Genomic DNA, 12,577 nt, shown 5'->3' with positions numbered 1-12,577 from the left:
ACGCTGCCCGCCGGGCGCTGTCTATGCTGGGTGCTCTTGAAACTGACGGAGATTCGCAATGAACAGATATGGCACCCTCTTGCGCATGGCCCTCGTGGCTGGCGCCGCGACCGCGATACTCGCGGGCTGCGGAATGATGTCGAAGTCCAACACGGCGAGCTTCAGCGGCAGCATGAATGCGGCCAGCCAGGTGCCCCCCAACATGACGCGCGGCAGCGGCCTGGCCGAGGCCTGGCTGAACAAGGACACCAATGTCCTCAAGTACAAGATCGTCTATACCGGCTTGAGCGGTCCGGCCACCGGGGCGCACTTCCACGGTCCGGCCGCAGCCGGCGACAATGCCGGCATCGTGCTGCCCTTCGCGAGTCCGGCCAGCCCGATCGAGGGCCAGGCCACGCTGACGCCGGCCCAGGCCGCCGACCTCATGGCCGGCAAGTGGTACGCCAACATCCACACGGCGGCCAATCCTGGCGGCGAAATCCGCGGGCAGATGCTGCCGAAGATGTAGCCCTGCGAGCCGCGGCGGCGGTGCGCATGGTGTCAAATTGATCCATGCCCGCCGCCAAAAAACCGAACTCGCATCCCTCCACCCCTCGCGTCGACATCACGACCACCAAGAAAGCCCTGGTGCTCCAGGGCGGCGGCGCGCTGGGCGCCTACCAGGCCGGCGTGTACGCCGGCGTGTTCGAGAAGCACAAAGAGCTCGACTGGGTGGCCGGCGTGTCGATCGGCGCGGTCAATGCCGCGCTGATCGCCGGCAACGCGCCCGAGCTGCGCGTCGCCCGCCTGCGCGAGTTCTGGGATCTCGTCTCATCGGGCCCGGCCCAGCGCCTGCCGCCGGGCTGGGGCGACCGCGCGCTCTTCAACCAGTGGAGCGCCACCTCCGCCGCGGTATTCGGCGTGCCGGGCTTCTTCACGCCGCGCCGCAGCCCGGCGCTGCTGCTCGGCGGCGCGGCGCCGGTGCTGAGCTACTACGACACCGCGCCCTTGAAGTCCACGCTCGAGCGGCTGGTGGATTTCGACCGCCTCAACGACGACGAGATCCGCTTCAGCGTGGGCGCGGTCAACGTGCGCAGCGGCAACTCGGTCTATTTCGACAACAAGAAGCAGCGCATCGGCCCCGAGCACATCATGGCCAGCGGCGCCTTGCCGCCCGGCTTCGCGCCGGTGCACATCGAGGGCGAGGACTACTGGGACGGCGGCATCGTTTCCAACACGCCCCTGCAGTACGTGCTCGACACGCATCCGCGCAGCGAGCCGTTGATGGTGCTGCAGGTCGATCTGTTCAGCGCCCGCGGCACCATGCCGCGCACGCTGGCCGAGACCCTGGAGCGGCAGAAGGACATCACCTACTCGAGCCGCACGCGCATGAACACCGACGCCATGGCCTCGAACATGAACCTGCAGCAGGCGGTGGCCGACCTGATCGCCAGGCTGCCCGCCGCGCTGCGCAAGGACGCCAGCGTCGCCGCCGTGTGCGCCCAGCTGACGCACCAGCCGATCGAGATCGTGCACCTGATCTACCGCGACAAGCCCTACGAGCTCGACTCCAAGGACTACGAGTTCTCGCGCGCCTCGGTCGACGAGCATTGGGAGTCCGGCCTGCGCGACATCTGCAACACGCTGGAGCATCCGGAATTGCTGCAGAGCGCTTCGCAGGTCAACGGCGTCACCACCTTCGACCTGGCCCAGCCCAGCGCGCCGCGCGTTCGCCATCCGATGCGGGTGCCGGCCATTCCGGCGGGTCGCTGAGGGCACTGGTCAGCTTCATTCAAGACTTCGGGCGCAGGCTGCGTCACAGGCACGCAGCTTGCACGCGCCATCCTCTCTTCACCGTTCATCCCAAGGAGATCCCATGCAACTCAAGGACAAGGTCGCTTTCATCACCGGTTCGGCCAGCGGCATCGGCAAGGAGATCGCCATCCTGTTCGCGCAGGAAGGCGCGAAGATCGTGATCGCCGACCTCAACAAGCAGGCGGCCGACGCCACCGCTGCCGAGCTCAAGGAGGCCGGCGCGCAGGCGATCGGCGTCGGCGTCGACGTCACCAGCGAAGAACAGGTCGATGCCGCCGTCGAGGAGGCCGCCAAGGCCTTCGGCGGCATCGACATCCTGATCAGCAATGCCGGCATCCAGATCGTGCATCCGGTCGAGGAGTTCAGCTTCGCCGACTGGAAGAAGATGCTGGCCATCCACCTCGACGGCGCCTTCCTCACCACCAAGGCCTGCCTGAAGCACATGTACGCGCAGGGCCGCGGCGGCAGCGTGATCTACATGGGCTCGGTGCATTCCAAGGAAGCCTCGCTGCTCAAGGCGCCCTACGTCACGGCCAAGCACGGCCTGATCGGGCTGGCCAAGACGGTCGCGAAGGAGGGGGCCAGGCACGGCGTGCGCGCCAACGTGATCTGCCCGGGCTTCGTGCGCACGCCGCTGGTCGAGAAGCAGATTCCCGAGCAGGCCAAGACGCTGGGCATCACCGAGGAGCAGGTGATCAAGAACGTGATGCTCAAGGAGACGGTGGATGGCGAGTTCACCACCACCGACGACGTGGCGCGCGTGGCGCTGATGTTCGCGGCCTTTCCGACCAATGCGCTTACCGGGCAGTCGCTGGTCGTGAGCCACGGCTGGTTCATGCAGTGAGCTTGAGCTCCCAGGTCTCGCCGACCAGCTGCTGGCCGAAGCCTTCGTAGGGCTCGGACTTGACCAGCTTGAAGCCGCGCGCAGCGTAGATGCCGCGTGCGGCGCTCAGGCAGCTGTTGGTCCACAGCAGCATCTTCTTGTAGCCCTTGTGGCGCGCGAAAGCGATGCATTCGTCGGTGAGCCGGGCGCCCAGGCCCAGGCCGCGCGCCTGCGGCGTGAGGATCAGGAGCCGCAGCTGGGCGACGGTGGCCGATTTGCGCATCAGGAACACGGCGCCGACGCGCTCGCCGTCGAGCTCGGCGATCCAGCAGCGCTCCCATTCGGGCTGGAACTTGCGCAGGAACTGGCCTGCGATCTCGGCCACCAGCGCTTCGAATTCGCCGTTCCAGCCGTACTCGCGCGCATAGATCTCGCCATGCTGCTGCACCACCCAGCCGATGTCGCCGGGGCCCGGATCGCGCAGCACGGCGGTGCGCGGCTTGGCCGGCGCGTTGGCCGCGGGTTCGATCAGCGCCTGTACCGTGTGCATCGCATCGATCAACTGGCGTTGCTGCGGCGCCGACAGCGCTGAGAGCAGGGCGCGTGCCTCGTCGCGCGATTTCTGCTGCAGTGGGGCGAAGGCCGCATGGCCGGCCTCCGTGAGGCGCAGCAGGCTCTGGCGGGCATCCTTCGGATGCGTCTCGCGCGTGAGCCAGCCGGCGCTTTCGAAGCGGCGCAGGATGCGGCTCAGGTAGCCGCCGTCGAGCCCGAGGTCCTTGCCGATCTCGCTCGCCACCGCGCTCTCGCGGTGGGCAAGCTCGTAGAGCACGCGCACGTCGGTCAGCGACATCTCGCTGCCCAGGTAGGGGTCGAGGGCACCGATGCGGCGCGTATAGAAGCGGTTGAACTGGCGCACCGCCTTGACGGCGGCCACGTCGGAAAGAAAAGGTGTTTCGACGGACATGCTTGCTATTGTCAATTGAATAGTTGACTTGAGCAAGTATTTGCGGGGCTCGCCTTCGCGCCCCGCCAAGGCCTTTAGGGCGACAGACCCACCCCGAACCCGTAAAATCGCCGGTTGCCTGAAAACGGGCCACCGCGGCATGTCCAGCCGCCACCCCTTCCCCCGATGAACGCCCCTGTCGACGTCTCTTTCTTCCAGCGTGCTGCGAAGCCGCTGACCAGCTACCGCAAGTACTGGGCAGCCCGCTTCGGCACGGCGAAATTCCTGCCCACCTCGCGGGCGGAGATGGACGCGCTCGGCTGGGACAGCTGCGACATCGTCATCGTCACCGGCGACGCCTACGTCGACCATCCGAGCTTCGGCATGGCGGTGATCGGCCGCATGCTGGAGGCGCAGGGTTTCCGCGTCGGCATCATCGCGCAGCCCGACTGGCACAGCGCCGAGCCCTTCAAGGCACTGGGCAAACCGAACCTGTTCTTCGGCGTGACCGCCGGCAACATGGATTCGATGATCAACCGCTACACGGCCGACCGCAAGATCCGCAGCGACGACGCCTACACGCCCGGCGACGTCGGCGGCGGCCGGCCCGACCGCGCGGCCATCGTCTATTCGCAGCGCTGCAAGGAAGCCTGGAACGAGGTGCCGATCGTGCTCGGCGGCATCGAAGGGTCGCTGCGCCGCATCGCCCATTACGACTACTGGCAGGACAAGGTGCGCCGATCCATCGTGGTGGACGCCAAGTGCGACCTGCTGCTCTACGGCAATGCCGAGCGCGCGATCGTCGAGATCGCGCACCGCCTGGCCGCGCGCGAGCCCGTGGCGCAGATCACGGACGTGCGCGGCACCGCCTTCGTGCGCCGTAATGGCGACGAGTCGGCCCGAGGCTGGTTCGAGATCGACTCGACCAGCGTCGATGAGCCCGGCCGCGTCGAAGCCCATGTGAACCCCTACCTGATGGTCTCGGAGCAGGCCAAGGCGAATGGCGCGACCTGTGCGAAGGAAGACGAGGCCGAGGCGGTGGCCGCTGCGGCGCAGGCGGCTGCTTCGGTCAACCCAGCCATCAAGCCGCTGAACTTCGTGCCCAACCCGGCCTTGCAGGGTCGCAGCAAGCTCAAGGTCCCGCCGCGCGAGCGCTCGGTGATCCGCCTGCCTTCCTACGAGCAGGTGCGTGCCGACCCGGTGCTCTATGCCCATGCCAACCGCGTGCTGCACCTCGAGACCAACCCTGGCAATGCCCGGGCCCTGGTGCAGGCGCATGGCGAGGGCACGACCGCGCGCGACGTCTGGATCAACCCGCCGCCGATCCCGCTCACCACGGCAGAGATGGACCACGTGTTCGACCTGCCGTACGCGCGCAGCCCGCATCCGCGCTACGCCGACGAGCACGGCAGCCACGACGGCGCGACCAAGATCCCGGCCTGGGAAATGATCCGCTTCAGCGTGAACATCATGCGCGGCTGCTTCGGCGGCTGCACCTTCTGCTCGATCACCGAGCACGAGGGCCGCATCATCCAGAGCCGTTCGGAAGAATCGATCATCAAGGAGGTCGAGGCCATCCGCGACAGCGTGAAAGGCTTCACCGGCACCATCTCCGACCTCGGCGGGCCGACGGCCAACATGTACCGCATCGGCTGCAAGAGCCCCGAGATCGAATCGGCCTGCCGCAAGCCCAGCTGCGTGTACCCGGGCATCTGCCCGAACCTCAACACCAATCACGACCCGCTGATCAAGATCTATCGCCGCGCGCGTGCGCTGAAGGGCATCAAGAAGATCCTGATCGGTTCGGGGCTGCGCTACGACCTGGCCGTGCAGTCGCCCGAGTACGTGAAGGAACTGGTGCAGCACCATGTGGGTGGCTACCTGAAGATCGCGCCCGAGCACACAGAGCAGGGCCCGCTCACCAAGATGATGAAGCCCGGCATCGGCAGCTACGACAAGTTCAAACAGATGTTCGAGAAGTTCAGCGCGGAGGCGGGCAAGAAGCAGTACCTGATCCCCTACTTCATCGCCGCGCATCCGGGCACCAGCGACGAGGACATGATGAACCTCGCGATCTGGCTCAAGAAGAACGGCTTTCGCGCCGACCAGGTGCAGACCTTCTATCCGTCGCCGATGGCCACCGCGACGACGATGTACCACACCAACAAGAATCCGCTGCGCAAGATCACCCGCGAGAGCGAGACGGTGGACATCGTGCGCGGCGACAAGCGCCGCCGCCTGCACAAGGCCTTTTTGCGCTACCACGATGCCAACAACTGGCCGCTGCTGCGCGAGGCGCTCAAGAAGATGGGCCGCGCCGACCTGATCGGCAACGGCAAGCACCACCTGATCCCGACCTATCAGCCGCTGACCGACGGCAGCTACCAGAGCGCGCGGCGCAAGAACTCGACCACGGTCGAGCTGAAGCCCGTGCAGCCCGTCAAGGGCCGCATCCTCACGCAGCACACCGGGCTGCCGCCGCGCGACAACGGCGCCGGGCGCGGCAAGCCGCTGCGCAAGAGCCGCTGAGCGCTGCGGCCTCTAAGCCTGTCTCTCGCGCACGCGGCGCAGGCGCGCCGGCAGCGGCTGAAAGCCGAGCCGTTGTATGGTGTCGGACATGAACAGCTTCTTGGCCGCTTCGTGTCGCTGCGTATCTCGCATGGTCCTGTGGCTCGCGCTGGGTGCCTGGGCGCTCGGCGCGCAGGCAATTGCGCAAGAGGCCGGCTCGGCGCAGGCCCTGCGCGAGCTGCACCAGAAGCTGGCCGGCCAGCTCGCACGCAGCCCGCTGAAGCGGCCGATGCATCTGGAATCGGTGGAAACGGAGAACGGGCTCCAAGGCGATATCTATGCCGTCGTCGATCACCCGTTGGGCGAGGTGCGCGCCGCGCTCGGCAATGCGTCTCAGTGGTGCGAGATGCTGCGCCTGCACATCAACAACCGGCGTTGCCGCGTGGCCCGGCAGCCGGACGGCGACGTGCTCACGCTCAGCGTGGTGCGGCGCTACGACACGCCGGTGGAGCAGGCCTTCGAGCTCCCCTTCACCCATCGCACCGCCAGCGCCACGCGCGACTACCTGGCGATCGATTTGTCCGCGGAAGCAGGGCCGCTCGGCACCAGCCGCTACCGCGTGATGCTCGAAGCCACGCCGCTCGGCGAGCGCCAGACCTTCCTGCACTTCGGCTACGCCTACGACCACAACATGATGGCGCGCTACGCCACCATGGCCTACCTCGCGACCTTCGGCAGCCACAAGGTGGGTTTCACCGTGGTCGGAAAGGCGCCGAACGGCCAGCCCGAATACATCCGCGGACTGCGCGGCCTGATGGAGCGCAACGCGATGCGCTACTTCCTCACCCTCGATGCCTACCTGGCCGGCCTCAAGGTGCCGGCAGCGAAGCGCTCGGAGAAGCGCTTGCATCGCTGGTTCGAAGCCATCGAGCAATATCCGGAGCAGCTGCACGAGATCGACCTCGCAACCTACCTCGCGCACAAGCACGAGGACCGGCAGCGCGACGCCGGCGCGGCGCGCTGACCAGACCCTGTTATCCGCTTAACGCAGCACCAGCACCGGCGTGTGCGAGTGCGTCAGCACGTGCAGCGTTTCGCTGCCCATCAGCAGGCGCTTGATGCCACGCCGTCCGTGCGATGCCATGACGATCAGATCGCAGCGGTAGTTGCGGGCGGCTTCGATGATGGCTTCCGAGACGAGCTCGGACTTCATGACGACCGCCTTGGTGCTCTCGACGCCCTTGGCCAGCGCCTTTTCCTTCACCTTATCGACCACGCGCTGCGCTTCGGCATCGGCTTGTTCCTGCAGGCGCGTGACTTCCATCTGGTTCAAGAGCAGCGAGCCCTCGAAATAGCCGGTGGGGTAGTGGTGCACCACCTTGACGGCAACCAGTTCGGCTTTCATCAGGATGGCCAGGTCGATCGCGCTGGTCACGGCTTGTTCCGAGAGCTCGGAACCGTCGGTGGCGACGAGTATGCGTTCATACATGGCGGTCTCCCGGGCGGGAGGGGCCCCGCCCCTGCTTGCAGGTTAATGCGCGGACCGGTGCCGAGCAAGGCATCCGGCGCGTTCTAGGCGGGCCAGCCTAGCGTTTCACCGCAGCGTCACAAAGCTTCGCCTTGATCCCCGGGGCTCGCGCACGGTGCGCGGGTCGAACCAGCAGGAACAAGAATGAACAAGCGATCGAGGATGGGGTGGCTGGCAGCGATGACTGCCGGCGTGGTGGCGACGGCATGCGGCGGCGGGGGAGGCGGGGGCGGGGGCGGTTTCGCGCCGTCGTCGGGCGGTGGAGATGCACCGCCTGCAGCCAAGAGTGTCACCGGCGTGTTCCTCGATTCCGCCGTCGAAGGCCTGGACTTCGTGGCGGGCTCGTCCGCCAAGGCAGTCACCTCCGCCAAGGGCGAATTCGTCTGCAAGGAAGGCGAGACGGTGCGCTTCAGCCTGGGTGCGCTCGTGCTCGGCAGCGCGCGACCTGCGGTGCCGCGATCACCCAGCTCACGCTGGCCAATCTGCAAGCCACCGCGGCCGGCGTGAAGGCCGACAAGGTGGTCAATCGCCTGTTCGCGCTGCAGAGCTTCGACGAGGACGGCGACCCCTCCAACGGCATCAAGATCACCGATGCGCTGAAGGCGGCGCTCACGGCCGGCTTGCTCGATTTCGACGCCGAGGCCAGCGCCTTCGACGCCAAGCTCGGCACGCTGCTCGCAGCTCTGCCCAGCCCGTACAGCACGCGCGTGATCGATGCCGGCCGCCGCCTGCTGGCGCGCGAACACTTCGAGAACACGCTGGCCGCCAACCTGGGCACGCCGGTGACCGAAGCTTCGACACAGACCAACGCGCTCGGCAGCATCGCGGTGAACGTCACGCGCCATCAGCTGCAGGCCGACAAGAAGTTCTACGTGCCCTACGAAGGCAGCAACGAGAAGACCCGCGCCGAGTTCGCGGACGGCTTCCTGCCGGCCTACGGTTCGGGCCTGGCCTTCAAGGGCACGGCGGCCGACGGCGCACTGGAGTTCTACGCCATCACCGACCGCGGCCCCAACGGCGACGGCCCGACGGCGCCCGTGCCCGGCGGCGGCGGCGCCACCAACATCAGCAAGGTGTTCCCGGCGCCGTCCTTTGCGCCGAGCTTCGGCGTGGTCACCGTCGGCAAGAACGGCGCGGTGCTGCAGTCGAGCACGCCGCTCAGGCTCGATGCCGCGCGCAAGCTCACCGGCCTGCCGCCGCAGTCGGGCGTGGGCTCCACCGGCGAGACGCCGCTGACCGAGAACTACGTGTTCGACGCCGCCAAGGCCGGCTTCGACGCCAACGGCCTCGACCCGGAGACGATGGTGCTCGACAAGGCCCGCAACGTGCTGTGGACCAGCGACGAGTACGGCCCCTTCATCGCGCGCATCAACATCGCCAGCGGCGTGGTCGAGAAGAAGTACGGCCCCGGTGCAGGCGCAGCGGATCTGCCCGCGGTGCTCTCGCAGCGGCGGCCCAACCGCGGCATGGAAGGCCTTGCGCTGGAGGCGGCCGGCGGCAAGCTGCACGGCTTCCTGCAAAGCCCCATCGATCCGAAGGACGGTGCCGGCAAGTCCATCAAGGCCAAGCCGCCGGGCGGCACCAACACCGACGTGCGCCACATCGCCAAGTTCGCGCGCCGGCTCGAGTTCGACCCGGCCACCGAGACCTCGAAGATGTACGCCTACCCGATCGACGGCAGCCAGTACGACAAGGATCGCACCGGCAACGCCAAGCTCGGCGACATGGTGAGCCTGGGCGGCGGCCGTTTCGTCGTGATCGAGCAGGGTGCGCGCAAGAGCGATGCCAAGGTGTTCAACAAGCTGATGCTGGTCGAGATTCCGGCCAACGCGACCGACATCGCGGCGTTGGACCACAACCTCGAGATCAGCAGCATCACGCAGGCCGTGTCCGGCGCTGCCGACTGGTCCACCGTGGTCCCGATGAAGAAGACCGAGCTGCTCGACCTCAACGCGCTTGGCTGGCTGGCCGAGAAGGCCGAGGGCCTGACGCTGGTGGACGAGAACACGCTGGCGCTGGTGAACGACAACGACTTCGGCCTCGGCACCATGCTCCTGGACGCCAGCGGCCAGCGCGTGGCTGGCAGCATGGAAGACTGCACCGTGGACGCCGCCGGCGCGATCGTCAGCGGCTGCCCGGCGGGCGCGGTCGGTGCGCGCATCATGCGCGGCAGCGAGCTGGAGCGGCCGACGCGCATCTGGCTGCTGCGCTTCGAGCGCAAGCTCGGCGAGCTGCGGCCTCCGGCGCCCTGAAGCCCGGGCCTCGCGAAATTTAAGGTTTCGTGAGGGATTGCTTAAGCAATTCTTAGCGGCGCCGCGGGCCTCGGATTCCTAGACTTCTTTTCCAGCAGGCCGGTGCATGGTGCACCGGCCGCTCACCGAAAAGAAGGACACCCCATGAACATCGATCAGCGCGAGATGCGCAACGTCGCCCAGGCGGCCATGCCCCGCGTCGACCTCTACGCCGGCATCCACAAGGCGCTGCGCGCGCTGATGGCCGACACCCTGCTGGCCGTCGGGCGGATGGACAGCGACGATGCACTCGAACTGGCGCAGGTTGCGCAGCGCGTGATGCAGCTGCTCGACTTCTGCCGCTCGCACCTGCGGCACGAGAACGAGTTCGTGCATGCTGCCATGGAGGCTCGCGCACCCGGCGCCAGCGGCCAGATCGCCCACGAGCATGCCCAGCACGAGGAAGAGATCGCGGTGCTCGCGAACCAGACCGCCGCGCTGCTGCATGACAGCGCGGCGAACCGGGCGGCCGGCGCGCTCGCGCTGTACCGGGCGCTCTCGCTCTTCGTCGCCCACAACTTCGAGCACATGCACGTGGAGGAAACGGCGCACAACGCGGTGCTGTGGGCGCGCTACACCGATGCCGAGCTGATCGAGATCCACAACGCGCTGGTCGCATCGATCCCGCCCGATGAGATGATGTTCGTGCTGCGCTGGCTGGTGCCTTTCATGAACCCCGCCGAGCGTGCCACCATGCTGGCCGACATGCGCGCGCATGCGCCGGCGCCGGCCTTCGCGGCTGCACTCGACGTGGTGCGCCCGCACCTGAGCGAACGCGAATGGGCCAAGCTCGGCGCGAGCCTGGGCCTGCCTGCCGCCTAAGCAGGGATCTCTTCGAGCGCGACCGGCCGGTCCACGCGCAGGCGAAAGCGGCCGCGCCCGGTCTTCTCGATGCGGATGTGCGGGCAGTTCTCGACCAGGCGGCGCTGCAGCAGGACCAGGCGCGCCTCGAGGTTGTCCGAAAGGTCGGGCAGCCGGATGGCCGGGTCGAGCCGCAACTCGCGGTTGGTGAACTCCGAGCGGCCCTGCTGCGCGTGCTCGCGCAGCAGCTTGCCGAGGATGGCTCCGGCCACGCCCTTGATCAGGTAGCGCTCGCCGATGAAGACGCTGTTGTTGGCGAGGTAGTGCCGCACCGGGAAGGGCGGGCCGCTGGCCGAGGGCGCAGCCGCCGCCACGGGCTCCTCGGGCGCCGCGGGCTCGGCCACGGTGTGCAGCAGATCGAGCGCCGCGCCGAGGTGGCCCGCGATGGCGACCAGCGCATCCTCGTCCTCGAAGCCGAAGCGCATGTCGAGCGGGCTCTCGACGAACAGCACGCCGAGCAGCCGGCCGGTCGAGAGGATGGGCACGGCCAGCTGGCTGTGCGGCTCGGCCAGGCCCGGGAAGGGGATCTCGGTGTCGAGCGCGAGGCCGGGTTCGCTCTCGCGCATGCTGCTGCGCACGGCGTGGCTGTAGGCGGCCGCGTTCGTCATGTGGCCGATGCGCACCGGCGTGCGTTCGCGCGCGGCCACGCCGATGACGCCATGGCCCATCTCGATCTCGGAGCCGACGCCGGAGGTCGCGTAGCCGCAGCTCGCCACGGCATAGAGGCGCTGCGTCGCCGCGTCGAGCATCAGCACCATCGCGTGCCGGATGTCCAGGTGGTCGTTGAGCGCGGCCAGCGCGGCCTGCAGCAGCTCGTCGGTCGCGCTGCAGGCGGCCAGGCCTTCAGCCGCGCGCCGCACGCCGGCGAGCAGGCCCGGGCGCGGCGCTGCCGGCAGGCATTCGCCTTCCAGGCGCTCGACGGCCTCGACCTCGTAGATGTCGGAACCGAGCAGCCGGAACACGCCGGCCATGCCCGAGTGCGAGGCGATGCCCGCGAGCTGCGCCTTCATGCCCTCGAACAGGGGGCCCTCGGTTTCGGTGCGCAGGTAGCGCATCTGCAGTCGGTAGAAGCCGGCCGTGACCGGATCCATCACCAGCACGCTGCCGTGCGGATTGGCCAGGATGTTCCGGCGCGTCTTGTTGAAGAACTGGAAGGACAGCGCGACATGGCGCTCGTCCACGTAATAGACCTGCGAGATGTAGGCCACGTTGGGGGTGCCATCCTCGGCGCAGGTCGCCATCATGGCCGGGATCGCGCCCTCGAAGCAGGCGCGGATTGCGGGCAGCGAGGGCGCGATGCCTGCGGTCATGGCGCGGCGGACGAAGCGGGCAGGGCGCTGCCTGCGCGCGGGCCGGGCGTCTGGTCGAAGGCCTCGGTGGGGCAGAAACTCACGGCGACCACGTCGCCGAGTTCGCAGGCGAGCATCGCGCGCACGAAGACGGCGCCGTAGCCCACGCAGCCCACTTCGTGTTCCATCGAGGCCAGGTAGCGGCGCAGCACCGGCAGGTCGCTGTCGTCGGCAGCGCGAAGCCGCACCGCCTTGGCCTTGACTTGCACGGTGCGGTGACTCAGCGGCTCGCTGAACACCACGGCCACATGGCCGGTGGCAGCCAGGTCCTGCAGCAGCTGGCGCGATTGGGTGCGCGCGAGGTACACGGTGATCTCCGAGCCCTCGGCCGAGATGCCGGTGCCGACGGCGCGCATCAGGCTCGGGCGAAGCGCAGCGTTGCGCGAAGCCACGATGGCGGACACGCCCTTGCCGATCATCGCGATGCGATCGGGGCTCAGCAGCAGCGGTGGAGGGGCGGCGGTCATGAAAGGAGCTGGA

At 68.0% G+C, this 12,577-nt stretch carries 12 protein-coding genes; 8 read left to right on the top strand and 4 right to left on the bottom strand.

Annotation, left to right across the window (positions count from 1 at the left end):
• Nucleotides 1-58 precede the first annotated feature (58 nt).
• The 3 genes from ACSQ86_RS17255 to ACSQ86_RS17245 all read left to right on the top strand — a co-directional run bounded on the left by ACSQ86_RS17255 (nucleotide 59) and on the right by ACSQ86_RS17245 (nucleotide 2,638).
• Nucleotides 59-508 (top strand): CHRD domain-containing protein, encoded by a 450-nt coding sequence (locus tag ACSQ86_RS17255; protein ID WP_436309293.1) that lies wholly within the window; start codon nucleotides 59-61, stop codon nucleotides 506-508.
• A gap of 44 nt (nucleotides 509-552) precedes the next feature.
• Nucleotides 553-1,752: a patatin-like phospholipase family protein gene (locus ACSQ86_RS17250; RefSeq protein ID WP_436309292.1), complete on the top strand. Its 1,200-nt coding sequence runs from the start codon at nucleotides 553-555 to the stop codon at nucleotides 1,750-1,752.
• A gap of 103 nt (nucleotides 1,753-1,855) precedes the next feature.
• On the top strand, nucleotides 1,856-2,638 hold the full coding sequence (locus ACSQ86_RS17245) for a 3-hydroxybutyrate dehydrogenase (RefSeq protein ID WP_436309291.1): 783 nt from the start codon (nucleotides 1,856-1,858) through the stop codon (nucleotides 2,636-2,638).
• Here the strand turns inward: ACSQ86_RS17245 and ACSQ86_RS17240 are convergent.
• Nucleotides 2,628-3,581, bottom strand: coding sequence for a bifunctional helix-turn-helix transcriptional regulator/GNAT family N-acetyltransferase (locus ACSQ86_RS17240; protein WP_093108033.1), 954 nt, complete (start codon nucleotides 3,579-3,581; stop codon nucleotides 2,628-2,630). The genes ACSQ86_RS17245 and ACSQ86_RS17240 overlap by 11 nt on opposite strands.
• A 165-nt stretch (nucleotides 3,582-3,746) precedes the next feature.
• Between ACSQ86_RS17240 and ACSQ86_RS17235 the strand changes: the two genes are divergently transcribed.
• Nucleotides 3,747-6,089, top strand: coding sequence for a YgiQ family radical SAM protein (locus ACSQ86_RS17235; protein ID WP_436309290.1), 2,343 nt, complete (start codon nucleotides 3,747-3,749; stop codon nucleotides 6,087-6,089).
• A 130-nt stretch (nucleotides 6,090-6,219) separates the two neighbouring features.
• Nucleotides 6,220-7,092 carry a hypothetical protein gene (locus tag ACSQ86_RS17230; protein ID WP_436309289.1) on the top strand — a complete coding sequence of 291 codons (873 nt, stop codon included), beginning with the start codon at nucleotides 6,220-6,222 and terminating at the stop codon, nucleotides 7,090-7,092.
• An 18-nt stretch (nucleotides 7,093-7,110) separates the two neighbouring features.
• Here ACSQ86_RS17230 and ACSQ86_RS17225 read toward each other — a convergent pair whose 3' ends face one another.
• Nucleotides 7,111-7,557 carry a universal stress protein gene (locus ACSQ86_RS17225; protein WP_436304454.1) on the bottom strand — a complete coding sequence of 149 codons (447 nt, stop codon included), beginning with the start codon at nucleotides 7,555-7,557 and terminating at the stop codon, nucleotides 7,111-7,113.
• A gap of 183 nt (nucleotides 7,558-7,740) precedes the next feature.
• On the opposite strand from ACSQ86_RS17225, the gene ACSQ86_RS17220 reads away from it, so the two are divergent.
• From ACSQ86_RS17220 to ACSQ86_RS17210, 3 genes are all read left to right on the top strand, one after another.
• The gene (locus tag ACSQ86_RS17220) at nucleotides 7,741-8,103 is read left to right on the top strand and encodes a hypothetical protein (protein WP_436304453.1); all 363 of its coding nucleotides are present in this window, start codon (nucleotides 7,741-7,743) and stop codon (nucleotides 8,101-8,103) included.
• Nucleotides 8,100-9,848 (top strand): esterase-like activity of phytase family protein, encoded by a 1,749-nt coding sequence (locus ACSQ86_RS17215; RefSeq protein ID WP_436309288.1) that lies wholly within the window; start codon nucleotides 8,100-8,102, stop codon nucleotides 9,846-9,848. Before ACSQ86_RS17220 ends, ACSQ86_RS17215 begins: the two co-directional genes overlap by 4 nt.
• Before the next feature lie 144 nt (nucleotides 9,849-9,992).
• The gene (locus ACSQ86_RS17210; protein WP_436304451.1) at nucleotides 9,993-10,709 is read left to right on the top strand and encodes a hemerythrin domain-containing protein; all 717 of its coding nucleotides are present in this window, start codon (nucleotides 9,993-9,995) and stop codon (nucleotides 10,707-10,709) included.
• Here the strand turns inward: ACSQ86_RS17210 and ACSQ86_RS17205 are convergent.
• Nucleotides 10,706-12,058 carry a GAF domain-containing protein gene (locus ACSQ86_RS17205; protein ID WP_436309287.1) on the bottom strand — a complete coding sequence of 451 codons (1,353 nt, stop codon included), beginning with the start codon at nucleotides 12,056-12,058 and terminating at the stop codon, nucleotides 10,706-10,708. The genes ACSQ86_RS17210 and ACSQ86_RS17205 overlap by 4 nt on opposite strands.
• The gene (locus ACSQ86_RS17200) at nucleotides 12,055-12,564 is read right to left on the bottom strand and encodes a hypothetical protein (RefSeq protein ID WP_436309286.1); all 510 of its coding nucleotides are present in this window, start codon (nucleotides 12,562-12,564) and stop codon (nucleotides 12,055-12,057) included. Before ACSQ86_RS17200 ends, ACSQ86_RS17205 begins: the two co-directional genes overlap by 4 nt.
• Nucleotides 12,565-12,577: the final 13 nt, after the last annotated feature.

Source organism: Variovorax sp. LjRoot130 (assembly GCF_964253755.1).
Taxonomy (GTDB): Bacteria; Pseudomonadota; Gammaproteobacteria; order Burkholderiales; family Burkholderiaceae_C; genus Variovorax.
This window is presented reverse-complemented; position numbering and strand designations above follow the sequence as displayed.